The following is a 15,898-nucleotide window of genomic DNA, read 5'->3' as shown; positions in this document are numbered from 1 at the left end:
CCGGGCCCGCGGTCTGTCCCTCAAGGTCCTACGAGCCGGCGGTGGCCGCCTCCAGGGTCGTGGCCATCACCGGGCTGGTGAAGGTGTTCGTCGCGTCGCCCGTGGAGGGGTGGTACGAGCCCCACTTGAGGTAGTTCCGGTCGCCGTCCCAGGTGGTGCCCTTGAACGTGCCCGACCCCGTCGTGAACGTCTGCTTCACGCCGTCGAACCAGAAGTCGATGGTGCCGTCCGTGCGGCCCAGGCGGATCTTCAGCGCGTAGGAGTGCCAGGTGTTGTTGGCCGTCTGCGCGGTCCACAGGGAGTGCGACACGTGGGCGGTGTCCCACTCCTGCAGGCGGACACGCCCGTTCACGATGTCGATCTCGATCGGGTGGTTGGCCGTGTCGGTGCTCGGCGAGCACTTCAGCTGGAACACGTACCGGCTGTTGGTGTCCTGGATGTCCACCTTGGACGACCAGCCCAGGTAGAAGGTGTCGCCCTCCTTCAGGTCCGGGCTGAGCGTCTCGCAGCGCTCCTCCCCGCCGGCCTGGAAGGCGCGCCACACGTTGCCCTTGGCGGAGTCCTTCACCACCCCGAAGTTGCCGGCCGCGCACTGGACCGCCTTGAACGAGGACGGGCCAGTGCTGGTGCTCGGCGTCCACAGGACCTTGCCCGCGGCGGCGGAGCTGCTCGCGGAGGCCTGGCCGCAGGTGATCGCGAACGTGGCGAGGGCGACGGCCGCGGCGGCGGCCTTGCGGCGGTGGGTCAGAAGGGACATGCCTCTCCCGGGGGGATGAGTGGCGGACACGGGCGAGCAGTGATTCGACCACCGCCCGGCCCGCCCGGCCAGACGAACGGCCGACGGAAGATCCTTTTCGGACACTTCCGCCGGCCGCCCTCTTGACCTGAACCCGGCCCCGCTCCCGTCCGTTACGGAGTGCGCGGCTCCTCGGCGCCCTGGTCGTACGAGGAGGTGCCCTCGTCCAGCAGCGGCTCCTGCGTCTTGAGGTGCGCCGGGGCCAGCGCCCGCAGCACGTGGTAGCCGGTGATGACGACCAGCGTGCCGAGCGCGATGCCGCTGAGGCTGAAGGTGTCGGTGAACTTCAGCGTCACGTTGCCGATGCCGATGATGATGCCCGCCGCGGCCGGCACCAGGTTGAGCGGATTGCGCAGGTCCACCTGGGACTTGGTCCAGATCTGCGCGCCCAGCAGCCCGATCATGCCGTACAGGATCACGGTGATCCCGCCGAGCACCCCGCCCGGGATCGCGGCCACGATCGCGCCGAACTTCGGGCACAGGCCGAACAGCAGCGCGAAGCAGGCCGCCGCCCAGTACGCCGCCGTCGAGTAGACCCGGGTGGCGGCCATGACGCCGATGTTCTCCGAGTACGTGGTGTTCGGCGGGCCGCCGACCGCGGTGGAGAGCATGGAGCCGACGCCGTCCGCGGAGATCGCGGTGCCCAGCTTGTCGTCCAGGTTCGAGCCCGTCATCTCGCCGACGGCCTTGACGTGCCCGGCGTTCTCCGCGACCAGCGCGATCACCACGGGCAGCGCGACCAGGATCGCCGACCACTGGAAGGACGGGCCGTGGAAGGTCGGCAGGCCGACCCAGTCCGCCTTGCCGACGCCCGACAGGTCCAGGCGCCAGTGGTCGGTCATGTGCCCGCCGCCGTCCACCGAGTGGATCTTCCCGAAGACCCGGTCGAACAGCCAGGAGATCCCGTAGCCGAACAGCAGCCCCAGGAAGATCGCCACCCGCGACCAGAAGCCGCGCAGGCACACCACGGCCAGGCCGGTGAACAGCATCACCAGCAGCGCCGTCCACTGGTCCTGCGGCCAGTACACCGAGGCGGTCACCGGGGCGAGGTTGAAGCCGATCAGCATGACCACCGCGCCGGTGACGATCGGCGGCATCGCGGCGTGGATGATGCGCGCCCCGAACCGCTGGACCGCCACACCCACCAGGAACAGCGCCACGCCCACCACGAACACCGCGCCGGTCACCGTCGCGCTGGTGCCGCCCTGCGCCCGGATCACCGCGGCCACGCCCACGAAGGACAGCGAGCAGCCCAGGTAGCTGGGCACCCGGCCCTTGGTGGCCAGCAGGAAGATCACGGTCGACACGCCGGACATCATGATCGCGAGGTTGGGGTCGAGCCCCATCAGCACGGGCGCCACGAAGCTCGCCCCGAACATCGCCACCACGTGCTGGGCGCCGAGGCCTGCCGTGCGGGGCCAGGAGAGCCGTTCGTCGGGACGGACCACCGCCCCCGGTGCGGGCGTGCGCCCGTCACCGTGCAGCTTCCAGCGCACGCCGAGATCCATGGTGAGGTATCGCTTTCTCTGTACTTCCGGGGAACTGTCCGCACCATTCTCGTGGCCGCCGGACGTCCCGGCGATCACACGGACCCGCGTGAGCTGCGGATACGTGCGACGAGGCCCGACGGGCCCGGTGCTGTCGGGGATCTTACGGCCACCGCCCGCGCACCGCGGATCCGGCCGCGCGCCACAGGATCCGGCTGCCGGCCGGATGCCCGTTCGCGGGGATGTCACCCGTGCGGGTGCATCACCGCGTCGCCACCGCTCGGACGGGCCGGCCGGCCTGAAGACTGGCCGCATCCGTAGGACCTAGCGAAGGACGTGCCATGGCGGAAGAGCTGTACGCGACGCTGAAGACCAACAAGGGCGACATCGTGATCCGGCTGCTGCCGAACCACGCCCCCAAGACCGTGAAGAACTTCGTGGAGCTCGCCACGGGCGAACGGCAGTGGGTCGACCCGAGCACCGGTCAGCCGACCACCGCGCCGCTGTACGACGGCACGGTCTTCCACCGGGTCATCGAGGGCTTCATGATCCAGGGCGGCGACCCCCTGGGCAACGGGACCGGCGGCCCCGGGTACAAGTTCGCGGACGAGTTCCACCCGGACCTGGCCTTCACCAAGCCCTACCTGCTGGCCATGGCCAACGCCGGACCGGGCACCAACGGCTCCCAGTTCTTCATCACCGTCGGGGCGACCACCTGGCTCACCGGCAAGCACACCATCTTCGGCGAGGTCGCCGACGAGGCCGGCCGGAAGGTCGTCGACGCCATCGCGACGGCGGACACCAACCCCCGCAACGACCGCCCGGTCCAGGACGTGGTCATCGAGAAGGTCGTCATCGAGACCCGCTGACCGGAAGACTCTCCCGGGCGCCCGGCCACGGGCGCCCGGCCACGGGCGCCCGGCCCCGGAACGGCGCGCGCCCGCTGACGACCCGCTCCACCGTACGGCCCCGCGTTCCATCCCCGCGTTCCAGGGCCCCGGCATTTCCCCTGCTCGGAGCCCGTTCCAGTGTCCCGCCGTCCCTGATCGGCCGTTGACCCTTGCGGCCGGGACGGATCACCGCGCAGGCTCCGGTCGTCCGAGCACAGCTCCGACCCGAGCACAGCTCCGGCCCGAGCACAGCTCCGACCCGAGCACCGAAGGGCCACGGCCGCACCGGGACGACACCGGCCGTCCACCTCCAGGGCCCCTCGGGCAACGAGAGTGTCGACGCGGGAAGCAACCCTTCGCTGCCCGTCGGGGGTCTGTACATCGACGACTCGATCAAGGTCGCCTACCGGCAGCGGATCATGGACGACGCTCCGCGATCGAAAGATCGCCTGGTGTCATAAGCTTGTCATATACATCTAATCCATCTAAGGGGGGTGCGTGGAGTTCCGACTGCTGGGCTCGGTGGCCGTGGTGGCCGCGGACGGCCGGGAGCTTCCGGCCGGATCGGCGAAGCGCCGCAGCCTGCTCGCCATGCTGCTGCTGAACCCCGGAGCACCGGTCACCGTCGAACGGCTCACCGAGACCCTCTGGGACGAGGAGCCGCCCCGGCACTCGCGCACCGTCATCCACAACCACGTCTCCGGACTGCGCGCCCTGCTCACCGCCCACGACGCCCCCGCCGCCGGCGTCGAACTCGTCACCGACAACGGCGCCTACCTGCTGCGGGCCCCCGACCACGCGGTGGACACCGTACGGTTCGAACAGCTGGTGGTCCGCGCCCGCGCCCTGGAGGACGCCGCCGAGGCCGCCACCGCCCTGCGCCAGGCACTCGCCCTGTGGCGGGGCCCCGCCCTCGCCGGCACCATCCCCGGCCTGCCGCTGCAGTGCGCCGCCCAGGCCCTGGAGGAACTGCGGCTGGCCGCCGCCGAGGAACTGGCCCGCGCCCACGGCCGGCTCGGCGACCACGGCGCGGCCGCGAACCTGCTGCACGCCGAGGTCACCGCCAACCCGCTGCGCGAACCGCTGGTCGCCGACCTCATGCACGCGCTCGGCCGCGCGGGGCGCCGCTCGGAGGCCCTGGACTGGTTCCACCGCACCCGCCGCGCCCTGGCCGAGGAACTCGGCATGGACCCCGGACCGGAACTCACCGACGCCTACGACCGCCTGCTGCGCACCGACCTGCCGCAGCGCACCGACCTGCCGCAGCGCGGCGAGGCCCCGCGGCACACCGAGGCCCCTCCGGGCCGGTCCGACCGGGTGCCGCCGCCCCGGCTGCCCGGCGACCAGGAGCAGCCGGCCGGCCGGGCACCGTCCGACCGTGCCGCGTCCGACCGCGCACCGGCCGACCGGGTCCCGCCCGCGCGGGTCCCCACCGTCGGCGGTCTGACCTCCGTCCCCGACCGGGCCCCCGGCCCCGAACCGCTGCCGGCCGCCGCCCCCGAGCCCGCCTCCGCCTCCTCCTCCTCCTTCGCCGCCGCGTCCGTGCTCGCCCCCGCGCCCGCGCCCGCCCCCGTGCGTCCGGCGCCCTGGCACCAGCCCGCGCCCTGGCCCTTCCCCCGCCGCCCGCGCGGCTTCGCCGGCCGGGAGGACGAACTGGCCGCGCTCGACCGGGCCACCGCCGCCCCCGGCGCCGTCGCCGTGCTCACCGGCGGCGCCGGCGTCGGCAAGACCACCCTCGCCCTGTACTGGGCGCACCGCCGCCAGCAGGACTTCCCCGACGGCCGGCTCTTCGTCGACCTGTGCGGCCACAGCCCGCTGCCGGAGCGCGACACCGCCGCCGTCCTGCGCGAACTGCTGCTCGCCCTGGGCCTGCCCGCCGAGCAGATGCCCGCCACCCCCGAGGCGATGGCCGCCCGCTACCGGGAACTGACCGCCACCCGCCGGATGCTGATCGTCCTGGACAACGCCCGCCGCTCCGAGCAGGTCCGCCCGCTGCTGCCCGACGGCGACGACTGCGTCACCCTGGTCACCAGCCGCGACCGGCTCGGCGGGCTGGTCGCCTCCGACGCCGCCCGCCCGGTGCCGCTCGCCGAACTCTCCTCCCCGCAGGCCGTTGGCCTGCTCGCCGCGACCCTCGGCCCCGACCCGGTCGCCGCCGAACCCGAGGCCGCCGCCCGCCTGGCCGGCCTGTGCGACGGCCTGCCGCTGGCCCTGCGGCTGGCCGCCGCCCGCCTCGCCACCGGCCCCGCCCGCGCGCTGGCCGCCCTCGCCGAGGAACTCGCCGTCGAGCAGGACCGCCTGAACCTCCTCGACGTCGAGGACACCAGCGTGGCCGCCGCCCTCGCCCTGACCGTCCAGCACCTGAGCGAACCCGTCCGCCGGACGTTCCGCAGCCTCGGCGCCCACACCGGCGCCACCCTCGACAGCCGCACCGCCGCCGCCCTGGCCGGCTGCCGCCCCGACGAGGCCGCCGACGCGCTGGCCCAACTGGCCACTGCCCACCTGATCGTGGAGATCGGCCGGGACGCCTACACCCTGCACGACCTGGTCCGCCTCTACGCCCGCAGCCTGCCCGGCGACACCGACACCCAGGTCCTGCCCCGCCTGCTCGACCACCTGCTGAACACCCTGCTCACCGCCTGCTCCGCCGCCGAACCCGGCAGCGAACCGTGCTGCACCCTGCCGCCCGGCACCCGCCGCCCCGCCGAGGTCCGCCCCTTCCCCGACCGGGCGGGCGCGCTCGCCTGGTACGCCGCCGAACGCGACACCCTGCGCGGCGCGGTCGAGGCGGCGGTCGCCGCCGGACTGCACGACCGCGCCTGGCGCCTGGTGCTGCTCCAGTGGCCGCTGATCGTCTGGCAGGTCCGGGACGGCTGGGCGCCGCTGCTCGAACACGGCCTGGCCGCCGCCGAGGCCGACCGCGACCCCGGCGCCCAGTCCCGCGCCCGGGCCCTGCTGGGCTGGGTCCTGCTGGAGGAGGGCCGCCCCGAACAGGCCCTCGTCCACCTGGAACGCGCCCCCGACCTCGCCGCCCGGGCCGGCGACAGCTCCGCCCAGGCCGTCGCCCTGGTCAACCTCGCCGTCGCCCTCGCCCGCCACGGCGACCGGGCCGGCCGCGCCCGGGCGCGCGGCCTGCTGGTGAAGGCCCTGTCCCTGGCCGAACGGGCCGGGCGCGCCGAAATCGTCGCCCTCGCCCGCCAGCACCTGGCCGGCGAGTGCCTGGCCGCCGGCGCCGCCGAGGAGGCCGCCCACCACGCCGCCCGCGGCCTGGCCGTCGCCGAGCCGCCCTTCCCGGTCGCCCGCCGGGTGGTCCTGCAGACCCTCTACGGCCGCGCCCTGGCCGCCACCGGCCGGCCGGAGGAGGCCGCGCTCCACCTCGGGGCCGCCCTGCGCACCGCCCGCGCCCACCAGTACGGGGAGGGCGAGTCGGAGGCCGGCGCGGCCCTGCGCGCCCTGTCGGCCGGCACCCCCGCCGTGGCGGGCGCCGTCGCGACGGTCACCGCCGGAGCGACGGCCACCGCCGGCGCGCGGCACTGACGGCGCGCGGCACCGGCGGTGTGCAGCACCGCCGGCCGCGCAGCACTGACGGGCCGTCCCGCCGGGAAGGATGAACACCACGGGGGGAGCCCGGGCAGCGGGCGAAACCGGCACACCACCTGCCCGAGGGGGTTTCGCGATGACCACGCCGCCGGAGCCGAACCGTCAGACCGAGCTGCTGGAGCTGTACAAGCTCGCCGTGGAGATGGCCGACCGGGTCTCGGCCCGCCGGGGCAACGCCAACACCTTCTTCCTGTCCGTGCAGACCGCGCTGGTCACCCTGATCGGCTTCGGCATACCCAAGCTGTCGGAGTCCCCGTGGTGGGTGGCGACGGCCGTCGCGCTGGCCGGCATCACGCTCTCCGGCGCCTGGTGGATGCAGCTGCGCAGCTACCGGGACCTCAACGGCGCCAAGTTCCGGGTCATCAACAGCATGGAGGAGAAGCTGTCCGCGCGGATCTACACCGACGAGTGGGACGTCCTGCGCAACGCCGCGGCGCCCGGCCGGCGCCACCGGCACTACACCGAACTCGGCACCACCGAACGGCTCGTGCCGATGATATTCGCGGTGGCTCATCTGATCCTGCTCACGGGCACGCTCGCCACCGGCACACTGGCCGTATGAGCCACCTCGATCCCATCGCCGACCTGATCCGCTCCTGCCTGCCCTCGGAGGCCAGACCCCCCGCGGGCTCCGACGACCTCTTCCGCATCTACGCCGTGCTGCTCCAGGCCAAGGGCGAGCAGGTCACCGACGAGGACGTCCACAACGCCTGGACGGCCTGGACCCAGACCACCGACGACACCCACAAGGCCCTGGTGGCCTTCGACGCCCTCGACGCCCGCACCCGCGCCCTCGACGCCCCGTACACCCTCGCCATCCGCACCGCCGCCCGCCGGCTCCACCACCCCACCGGGCGTTAGGGAGCCGAGGCCCCGCCGTTTCCGGGGGACTGTGCGGGGCCGTCCTGCGGCCCCGGGTCGTACTGGGCGAGGCCGTGGCCGAGCGACCAGTCGACCGGCGCGTTCTCGGTGAGGACGACGAACACGTTGCGCGGCTCGGTGCCCGCGTACGCGTGGGTGGATGGCGGTCTCAGGCGCCCGGGGCGGCGGCCGCGAGCTCGTCGACGGTGCCGGACATGACGGTGCGCAGGTGGCGGGTGAGGTGCTCGACGGGCCAGTCCCACCAGGCGATGTCCAGCAGGCGGGCGATGTCGGCCTCGTCGTGGCGCAGCCGGATCACCCTGGCCGGGTTGCCGCCGGCGACGGCGTAGTCGGGGACGTCGGAGGTGACGACGGACCCGGCGGCGACGATCGCGCCGTGGCCGATGCGCACGCCGGGCATCACGGTGGTGCGGTAGCCGAGCCACACGTCGTGGCCGATCACGGTGTCGCCGCGCCCGGGCAGGCCGGTGATCAGGTCGAAGTGCTCGGCCCAGGCGCCGCCCATGACGGGGAAGGGGAAGGAGGAGGGCCCGTCCATCCGGTGGTTGGCGCCGTTCATCACGAACCGCACGCCGGTGGCGAAGGCGCAGAACCTTCCGATGACGAGCTTCTCCGGCCCGTAGTGGTACAGCACGTTGCGGGTCTCGAACGCCGTCGGGTCATCCGGGTCGTCGTAGTACGTGTACTCGCCCACCTCGATCAGCGGCGAGGTGACCAGCGGCTTGAGCAGGACCACCCGCGGCTGTCCGGGGAATGGGTGCAGCACGGTCGGATCGGGCACGGCGGGGAGGTCGGGCGCGGCGGGGGTCACGGGGGCGGCACCGCTTTCATGTCGACGGGGTGTCAGGGGCATCGGGGCGCCGGAGCGCGCCCTGCCATGATCCACCGGACGGCGCCACGGACCACCGGGTTTTCCGGCCCCTGCCCGGACGCCCGTCCGGGATTCACCAAACCTCCACGCGGCGTCGCTGCATCGATCGGCCGGGGCGGGGTATCCGGGGCGTTCGACCGTGCCGACAAGAGGAAGGACTCCGATGGTCACGACCACTGGTGAACTGACCGCCTCCGCCGCTTCGCCGACGAAGGACCCCTCCCGCACGGCCGGCTCCGCCACGGCGGGGCTGCGCGACCTGCTGCCACCGGAGCTGGCCGCCGCCGAGGACCTGCGGGAGGTCGCCCCGTCCGACGCCCGTGAGCTGACCCGGGTGCTGCTGCGCCGGCTCGCCGCGCTGGAGGAGGGCACCCGGGAGTACTCGTACGTGCGGGCCACCCTGGTGGAGATGAACCTGTCCCTGGTCCGGTTCGCGATCCGCCGCTTCAACGCCCACCGGGAGCCGCAGGAGGACCTGCTGCAGGTCGGCGCGGTGGGCCTGATCAAGGCCATCGACCGCTTCGACCCGGAGCTGGGCGCCGAGTTCACCACCTTCGCGCTGCCCACCGTGCTCGGCGAGATCCGCCGCCACTTCCGCGACACCACCTGGGCCGTCCACGTGCCCCGCCGCCTCCAGGAGCTGCGGATCGCCCTGGCCAAGGCCCAGGAGCGGCTGGCCCAGGAGCTGGACCGGGCGCCCACGGTGGCCGAACTGGCCGACCACCTCCAACTCGCCGAGGAGGAGGTGGTCGAGGGCCTGACCGCCTCGAACGGGCACACCGCGGGCTCCCTGGACACCGGCACCGAGGACGACGACCGCCCCGGCTGCCTGGGCGAGCGCCTCGGCGAGGAGGACCCGGACCTCTCCAGGGTGGAGGACCTGGTGGCGCTCAAGCCGCTGGTCGCCGCCCTGCCGGAACGCGAGCGGCAAATCCTGTCGATGCGCTTCTGCGAGGACCTGACGCAGTCGCAGATCGGCGCGCGCCTGGGGCTGTCCCAGATGCACGTCTCCCGGCTGCTCTCCCGCACCCTGCGGCGCCTGCGCGAGGGGCTGGAGGAGGACTGAGGGCGCCCCGCGCCCCCGGCACCCGCTTGGCCGCGGCACGCCGCCTACGTAAGGTCGGAGGGCACGGACACGAGGGGACGACGATGATGCCATCCGACAACGACCAGCGGGGCCTCGCGCCGGCGGCTTCCCCCTACCGTGCGGAGCTCGCGGTACGGACCCGACCCGCGGCGGGCGGCGCGGTGGTCTGCGCCCTGGCGGGCGACCTCGACATCGAGACGCTCGCCCCCGCCGCCGACACGCTCACCGCCCTGGTCGCCCGGCGGCCCGGCGCGGTGGTGATCGACCTCGCGGGGGTGGGATTCTGCGACTCCTCCGGACTGAACCTCCTGCTCAAAACGCGCCTCGCGGCGGGGGAGGAGGGCGTGGGGCTGCACCTGGCCGCGGTGCCGCCCACCGTCATGCGGGTCCTCGAACTGACCGGCACCCGGGCGGTGTTCTCCATCCACGGCTCGGCCGAGGAGGCCCTGGCGGCCTGAGCCGGCCGGGCACGCCGCCGCGGGGCGGGTGCCGCGCGTGTCGCGGGTGCCGCGTACCCGGCGCCGGGGAAGGCATAATCCCGGGAGCGCCGGGAAACCGACATGCGAACCGCCGTCGATCCGAAGGGTGCCCTCACATGACGATGAGCCGGGGAACCCTGGACGGCGACGCGCACCGGGCCCGCCCCGCCCTGCCGCCCGGCGGCCAGCGCCGCCGGCTGCCGCTGGCCGGGCTCCCCAAGCCGGTCGCCCGGGCCCGGTCCTTCACCGCCGAGGCGGTCGGCGACTGGTACCCGCCCGCCGGGGCGCCCGGTGCACCCGGCGTGCCCGGCGCCCACGAGGGCGTCGGCGCGGACGTCGTGCTGCTGGTGGCGGAGCTGGTGGCCAACGCCATGCTGCACGGGGACGGCCCGCTGGAGCTGGTCCTGGACGCCACCGGGCAGCGCCTGCGGGTGGAGGTCAGCGACCGCAGCCCGGCCATGCCGGTGCTGCGCCTGCCGCACGAGCCGGCCCTGCCGGGCGGCCACGGCCTGTTCATCGTGGAGCGCACCGCCGACCGCTGGGGCGCCGAGCCGAACGGCCGGGGCAAGGCGATCTGGGCCGAGTTCGACGCCCACCGGCTGACCCGCCGCTGACCCGCCGCTGACCTGCCGTCGAACCGCGGCCGGCGCGCGGGCCGTCCCGCCGCCGACCCCGCGGCCCCGCACCGCCGCCGGCCCGTCGATCGACCGACCGTTTGATCATGGGGCGTCAAGTTGTCTGTACAGCTCGGGGCCTCTTGCCGGTCATCGGCCCGTCATCGGACACCACGGCTGCGTCCACCTCGGTCTCGTACACATAACGGGTCCGGTCCGAACCGCGCGGCCGGCCCCCGTACCGAGGAACCGCGGTCCGTCAGCAAGGAGCCCCACCCCGATGAGTCCGAAGCCCGAACTGTCGCGCCGCAGCGTCCTCGGCGGCGCGGCGGCGGCCGCGGTGCTGTCCGCCCTCCCGCTCAGCGTCCAGCAGGCACTCGCCGCACCGGCCCGGCCCGGACGGCTGGCGGACATCCAGCACGTCGTGGTGCTCATGCAGGAGAACCGCGCCTTCGACCACTACTTCGGCACCCTGGCCGGCGTGCGGGGCTTCGGCGACCGCACCGCCGTGCGCGGCATCGACGGCCGCTCGGTCTTCCACCAGCCCGACCCCGGCCGCAAGGAGGGCTACCTGCTGCCCTTCCCGATGAACGCCGCCCACACCAACGCCTACCAGCAGGGCGCGCCCGCCTTCGGCTACGGCGACTCCATGAACGCCTGGAACGACGGCCGCGCCGACGGCTCCGTCACCCGCCGCTCCTCCGGCTGGCTCGGCCAGGGCTACTACGAGTCCGCCGACATGCCCTTCTACCACGCCCTCGCCTCGGTGTTCACGGTCTGCGACGCCTACTACGCCTCCGTGCAGTGCAACACCAACACCAACCGCGACCACCTGATGACCGGCACCAGCGGCGGCACCGTCCGCGACACCCCGGTGACCGACAACACCGAGATCCCCGGCGGCTACGAGTGGACCACCTACGCCGAGCGCCTGGAGAAGGCCGGCGTCAGCTGGAAGACCTACCAGGCCCTCGACAACTTCGACGACAACGCCCTCGCCTGGTTCGCCCCCTTCGTCAAGGCCAAGCCCGGTGAGCCGCTGTACGAGCGCGGCATGCGCGCCGTCGGCGACCCGGCCAAGGCCAAGGACCCCTTCGCCATGGGCGACGCCCTGGTCGAGGCCTTCACCGCCGACGTCCAGGCCGACCGCCTCCCGCAGGTCTCCTGGATCGTCGCCCCCGCCGCACTGTCCGAGCACGCCAACTACGCGCCGCCGAACGGCGAACACCTCACCTCCCGGCTGCTGTCCGCGCTCGCCGCCAAGCCCGAGGTGTTCCAGAAGACCGTCTTCATCCTCAACTACGACGAGCACGGCGGCTTCTTCGACCACCAGCTGCCGCCCGTCCCGCCGCTGGCCGACGGCCGCGGCAAGTCCAACGTCCCGGTCGACGGCGAGATCGTCGTCCGCGTCTCCAAGGGCTCCTCCACCTACCACCGGGTCGTCGGCCAGGACGGCCGGTACCGGGTCAGGGCCGCCGACGGCACCCTCACCTGGTCCGACACCCTCCCCGCCGGCGAGACCCTGGTCTCCGGCCCCTACCCGATGGGCCTGGGCGTACGGGTGCCGATGGTCGTCGTCTCCCCGTGGACCCGCGGCGGCGTCGTCGACTCCACCGTCTACGACCACACCTCCGTGCTGCGCTTCCTGGAACAGCGCTTCGGCGTCCAGGAGCCCAACATCAGCCCCTGGCGGCGCGCGGTCTGCGGCGACCTCACCAACGTCTTCGACTTCTCCGGCCGCAACCCCGCCTGGCCGCAACTGCCCGACACCAGCGGCAACCGCCAGAAGGTCGTCGACACCGGCAAGCTCCCCGCCCCCACCGTGCCCAGCCCGCAGACCTTCCCGAAGCAGGAACGCGGCACCCGCTCCGCCCGCCCCGCCCCGTACAACCTGCTCGTCAAGCCCCGCCTCAAGGGCGACGAACTGACCCTCGACTTCGTCAACCAGGGCCGCCAGGGCGCCGTCCTCGCCGTCTACCCCGCCCCCGGCGAGGCCCCCAAGCACTACACCGTCGCCGCGAAGAGCCGCCTGTCCGACGTCTGGAAGGTCGGCCCCGCCGGCTACGACCTGCGCGTCCACGGCCCCGACGGCGCTCTGTGGCACCTGCGCGGCGACACCGCCTCCGCCTACGAGGTCTCGCTCTCCGAGGAGAGCGACGGCAAGGTCCTGGAGGTCGACGTCATCAACCGCTCGCGCACCGCCCGGACCTTCCTGGTCGGCGACCTCGCCTACGGCGACGGCCTGCGCGAGGTCCGCGTGGCGGCCGGCGACGACCGCACCGTCAACCTCAAGGTCGGCCCCGAGGGCTGGTACGACGTCGCCGTCGCCGTCCAGGACGACCTCGGCTTCCGCCGCCGCATCGCCGGCCGCTTCCCCTGGGACGACCGCACCGTCACCGACCCCGCCCTCGGCCTGGCCGACCCGCTCACCGTGAACCTCGCCCTCGGCGCCGCCTCCACCACCATCGACGAACCCGTCCTGCTGCCCGGACACCCCGCCACGATCACCGCCACCCTCACCGCCGCCACCGCCCTCACCCGCCTGGAGGCCCAGCCGCTGCTCCCGCCCGGCTGGAGCGCCACCACCGTCACCGCCGCGCCCGACCGGCTCGCCGCCGGCGCCGCCGCCACCGCCGTCTGGCAGGTCACCCCGCCCGCCCAGCTGCCCGCCACCGCCACCCACCGCCTGCTGGTCACCGCCCGCGCCCAGGCCGACAGCCGCTTCGCCCTCGCCGACGGCGAACTCGCCGCCCGCCCCGCCCCGGTGATGACCGGCCACCTCCTCGACGAGGACTTCGAATCCCTCGCCGGCACCCTCGAGCCCGAAGCCGGCGTCCTCGGCTGGACCGCCCGGGCCCCCAAGGGCTGGACGGTCGTCAACGCCCCCGCCATGCCCCAGGGCACCGTCCGCCTCCAGGGCTGGACCTTCCACACCAAGCGCGAGTGGTCCGTCCCCGCCGGCCAGGACCGCGGCAACTTCACCCGCGCCCTGGGCGTCGTCGCCGTCGCCGACCCCGACGACTGGGACGACACCGGCTCGCCCTCCCGCAAGGGCGTCTTCGACTCCACCCTGGTCTCGCCCGCCGTCGCCGTTCCGGCCGGCACCGACACCCTCCACCTCGCCTTCGACTCCCACTACCGCCAGGAGGCCCCGCAGAAGGCCTCCGTCACCGCCGTCTTCGACAACGGCACCGAGACCCGCCTGCTCGCCTACAGCTCCGACGCCACCGGCAACGACAACGCCGGCAAGGACGCGCAGAACACCCGGATCACCCGCAGCTTCGCCGTCCCGGCCGGAGCCCGCTCGGTGACCCTCAGGTTCCGCATGTACGACGCCGGCAACAACTGGTACTGGGCCGTCGACCACATCCGCCTCGACACCCGCCCCATCACCGGCTGACACCCCCCGCCCCACCCGGGCCCGCCCGAGCCCCCGCGCCCGGGCGGGCCCGGCCCGTACCGGCGGCCCCGCGCGCCAGGTAGAACTACTGCCACGACCACAGGGGAGGAAACCGAAGGTGATCGACACGACGACCCCGGCCGGCCGGGCCGCCCAGCTCCACGACCGCTACCCGAGCCTCGACGAACTCACCGCCACCGCCCACCAGTTCGCCGCCCAGCGGCCCGACCTGTGCCGGGTGCGCACCGTCGGCACCTCCCGCGCCGGACGCCCCCTGACCCTGCTGACCGTCGGCCGCGGCCCGCACAACCTCCTCGTCGTCGCCGGCGCCCACGCCGACGAATTCGCCGCCCGCGCCGCCGTCACCGACCTCGCCCACCACGCCCTCGCGGCCCAACACCCGGCCCTGGCCTGGCACTTCCTGCTCTGCCTCGACCCCGACGGCGCCCACCTCGCCGACGGCAGCCGCACCGCCCGCACCCTGCCCGCCTACTACGACCACTACTACCGCCCCGCCGCCGAGGACCAGCCCGAATGGGCCCCCGCCATCGGCTCCGACCTCCCCGAGAGCCGCACCCTCCTCCACCTCATCGACGAACTGCGCCCCACCCTCCAGTTCTCCCTGCACAGCACCGACGTCGGCGGCACCTTCGTCCAGGCCACCGGCGACCCCGCCGCCCTCGCCCACCCCTTCACCCGCTCCGCCGCCGACCTCGGCATCCCCGTCGAGACCGGCAACTACGACACCTTCCACCTGCACGAATCCGGCCCCGGCCTCTACCTCATGACCCCCCACCACATCGACCACCAGGAGACCACCACCGGCATGCTCACCCCCCACCAGGACGGCGGCGGCCGGGCCGGCACCTGGTTCGCCCCCCACCGCCACGGCGGCCGGACCGTCCTGGTCGAAGTCCCCGCCTGGACCAGCGCCCACCTCGGCGACACCCGCCCCGCCGACGCCGTCCGCCCGTACCTGCGCACCTGCGCCGACCGCCTGCGCCACCGCGGCACACTCCTCACCGCACTCCTCGACGCCGCCCTGCCCTACGTACGAAACCCCGACACCCCCCTGCTGCGCGCCGCCCGCACCCCGCTGACCGCCCTGCACCAACTCGCCGACCAATGGGACCCGGACGTCCACGGACAGGACCTCCTGCGCACCCCGCTCACCCGCGCCCGCCTCGCCGGCATCGACCTGTGGGCCCACCGCGTCCCGGTCCGCGCCGCCGCCCTGCTGCGCCGCGCCGTCCGCGTCGCCGGCGCCCCCGCCGCACCCCAGGCCGCCCGCCTCGACCACCTCCTGCGCGACTGGTGCGCCCAGTACCAGCGGACCTTCCAGCCCGCCTGGCTCCCCGTCGCCCGCCAGGCCGCCCACCAGGCCAACACCGTCCGCGCCGCCGTCGCCCTGCGCCACCCGCAGCGTTAGGCGTTCGTGCCCTCGGTGTCGATGTGCGGCAGCACCCGGTCCAGGAACCGCGGCGTCCACCAGGCCGCCGCCCCCAGCAGCGTCATCACCGCCGGAACCAGCAGCAGCCGCACCACCGTCGCGTCCACCAGCACGCTCACGGCCAGGCCCAGCCCCATCATCTTGATCACCACGTTGTCGCTGACGATGAACGCGGCGAACACGCTCACCATGATCAGCGCCGCACAGCTGATCACCCGCGCGGTGATCTCCAGCGCGTGCGCCACGGCGTCGGGGGGGGGGGGGCGGGGGCGCCCCCCCCCCCCCCCCCCCCCCCCCCCCCCCCCCCAAAAACACAAAAAAAAAAAAAACCCCCCCAAAACC

At 74.1% G+C, this 15,898-nt stretch carries 12 protein-coding genes and 2 pseudogenes; 9 read left to right on the top strand and 5 right to left on the bottom strand.

Annotated features, from left to right (window positions below; genetic code table 11):
• Positions 1-28 precede the first annotated feature (28 nt).
• Together ACFVUY_RS30950 and ACFVUY_RS30945 are read right to left on the bottom strand one after the other, a co-directional pair.
• Positions 29-757 carry a heparin lyase I family protein gene (locus ACFVUY_RS30950; protein ID WP_359910753.1) on the bottom strand — a complete coding sequence of 243 codons (729 nt, stop codon included), beginning with the start codon at positions 755-757 and terminating at the stop codon, positions 29-31.
• A gap of 152 nt (positions 758-909) precedes the next feature.
• A complete protein-coding gene (locus tag ACFVUY_RS30945) occupies positions 910-2,304 on the bottom strand; it encodes a uracil-xanthine permease family protein (protein WP_387692420.1) in 1,395 nt (464 codons plus the stop codon).
• Between the two features lie 320 nt (positions 2,305-2,624).
• Here ACFVUY_RS30945 and ACFVUY_RS30940 point away from each other — a divergent pair, with 320 nt between their 5' ends.
• The 4 genes from ACFVUY_RS30940 (at position 2,625) to ACFVUY_RS30925 (ending at position 7,634) form a co-directional block, all read left to right on the top strand.
• A complete protein-coding gene (locus tag ACFVUY_RS30940) occupies positions 2,625-3,152 on the top strand; it encodes a peptidylprolyl isomerase (RefSeq protein WP_387735503.1) in 528 nt (175 codons plus the stop codon).
• Between the two features lie 519 nt (positions 3,153-3,671).
• A complete protein-coding gene (locus tag ACFVUY_RS30935; protein ID WP_387735501.1) occupies positions 3,672-6,710 on the top strand; it encodes a BTAD domain-containing putative transcriptional regulator in 3,039 nt (1,012 codons plus the stop codon).
• Positions 6,711-6,849: 139 nt separating this feature from the next.
• Positions 6,850-7,335: a hypothetical protein gene (locus tag ACFVUY_RS30930; protein ID WP_387692414.1), complete on the top strand. Its 486-nt coding sequence runs from the start codon at positions 6,850-6,852 to the stop codon at positions 7,333-7,335.
• Positions 7,332-7,634, top strand: a complete 303-nt coding sequence (locus ACFVUY_RS30925) for a hypothetical protein (RefSeq protein ID WP_387692412.1) — start codon at positions 7,332-7,334, stop codon at positions 7,632-7,634. The genes ACFVUY_RS30930 and ACFVUY_RS30925 overlap by 4 nt, the downstream gene beginning before the upstream one ends.
• Here the strand turns inward: ACFVUY_RS30925 and ACFVUY_RS30920 are convergent.
• A pseudogene (locus ACFVUY_RS30920) lies at positions 7,631-7,825 on the bottom strand (hypothetical protein); the annotation flags it as partial. The gene ACFVUY_RS30925 and the pseudogene ACFVUY_RS30920 overlap by 4 nt on opposite strands.
• On the bottom strand, positions 7,804-8,466 hold the full coding sequence (locus ACFVUY_RS30915; protein WP_387735498.1) for a CatB-related O-acetyltransferase: 663 nt from the start codon (positions 8,464-8,466) through the stop codon (positions 7,804-7,806). The pseudogene ACFVUY_RS30920 and the gene ACFVUY_RS30915, both read right to left, overlap by 22 nt.
• 223 nt (positions 8,467-8,689) lie before the next feature.
• On the opposite strand from ACFVUY_RS30915, the gene ACFVUY_RS30910 reads away from it, so the two are divergent.
• From ACFVUY_RS30910 to ACFVUY_RS30890, 5 genes are all read left to right on the top strand, one after another.
• Positions 8,690-9,592 carry a SigB/SigF/SigG family RNA polymerase sigma factor gene (locus tag ACFVUY_RS30910; protein ID WP_359910774.1) on the top strand — a complete coding sequence of 301 codons (903 nt, stop codon included), beginning with the start codon at positions 8,690-8,692 and terminating at the stop codon, positions 9,590-9,592.
• 83 nt (positions 9,593-9,675) lie between these two features.
• Complete coding sequence (locus ACFVUY_RS30905; RefSeq protein WP_380356015.1) at positions 9,676-10,071, top strand: STAS domain-containing protein; 396 nt, start codon at positions 9,676-9,678, stop codon at positions 10,069-10,071.
• Positions 10,072-10,208: 137 nt separating this feature from the next.
• Positions 10,209-10,706, top strand: coding sequence for an ATP-binding protein (locus ACFVUY_RS30900; protein ID WP_387735496.1), 498 nt, complete (start codon positions 10,209-10,211; stop codon positions 10,704-10,706).
• 280 nt (positions 10,707-10,986) lie between these two features.
• Positions 10,987-14,106: a phosphocholine-specific phospholipase C gene (locus ACFVUY_RS30895; RefSeq protein WP_387735494.1), complete on the top strand. Its 3,120-nt coding sequence runs from the start codon at positions 10,987-10,989 to the stop codon at positions 14,104-14,106.
• Between the two features lie 118 nt (positions 14,107-14,224).
• Positions 14,225-15,535: a M14 family zinc carboxypeptidase gene (locus tag ACFVUY_RS30890; protein WP_387735492.1), complete on the top strand. Its 1,311-nt coding sequence runs from the start codon at positions 14,225-14,227 to the stop codon at positions 15,533-15,535.
• On the opposite strand, the pseudogene ACFVUY_RS30885 reads toward ACFVUY_RS30890, so the two are convergent.
• A pseudogene (locus ACFVUY_RS30885) lies at positions 15,532-15,804 on the bottom strand (MMPL family transporter); the annotation flags it as partial. The gene ACFVUY_RS30890 and the pseudogene ACFVUY_RS30885 sit on opposite strands and share 4 nt — an antisense overlap.
• Positions 15,805-15,898 lie beyond the last annotated feature (94 nt).

Origin of the sequence: Kitasatospora sp. NPDC058063, from assembly GCF_042885395.1 — a bacterium.
GTDB lineage: Bacteria > Actinomycetota > Actinomycetes > Streptomycetales > Streptomycetaceae > Kitasatospora > Kitasatospora lactacystinica.
This window is presented reverse-complemented; position numbering and strand designations above follow the sequence as displayed.

Coding starts and splice junctions, on each gene's coding strand:
- ACFVUY_RS30950 (WP_359910753.1), bottom strand. CDS start 757: ATGTCCCTTCTGACCCACCGCCGCAAGGCCGCCGCCGCGGCCGTCGCC.
- ACFVUY_RS30945 (WP_387692420.1), bottom strand. CDS start 2,304: ATGGATCTCGGCGTGCGCTGGAAGCTGCACGGTGACGGGCGCACGCCC.
- ACFVUY_RS30940 (WP_387735503.1), top strand. CDS start 2,625: ATGGCGGAAGAGCTGTACGCGACGCTGAAGACCAACAAGGGCGACATC.
- ACFVUY_RS30930 (WP_387692414.1), top strand. CDS start 6,850: ATGACCACGCCGCCGGAGCCGAACCGTCAGACCGAGCTGCTGGAGCTG.
- ACFVUY_RS30925 (WP_387692412.1), top strand. CDS start 7,332: ATGAGCCACCTCGATCCCATCGCCGACCTGATCCGCTCCTGCCTGCCC.
- ACFVUY_RS30910 (WP_359910774.1), top strand. CDS start 8,690: ATGGTCACGACCACTGGTGAACTGACCGCCTCCGCCGCTTCGCCGACG.
- ACFVUY_RS30905 (WP_380356015.1), top strand. CDS start 9,676: ATGATGCCATCCGACAACGACCAGCGGGGCCTCGCGCCGGCGGCTTCC.
- ACFVUY_RS30900 (WP_387735496.1), top strand. CDS start 10,209: ATGACGATGAGCCGGGGAACCCTGGACGGCGACGCGCACCGGGCCCGC.
- ACFVUY_RS30895 (WP_387735494.1), top strand. CDS start 10,987: ATGAGTCCGAAGCCCGAACTGTCGCGCCGCAGCGTCCTCGGCGGCGCG.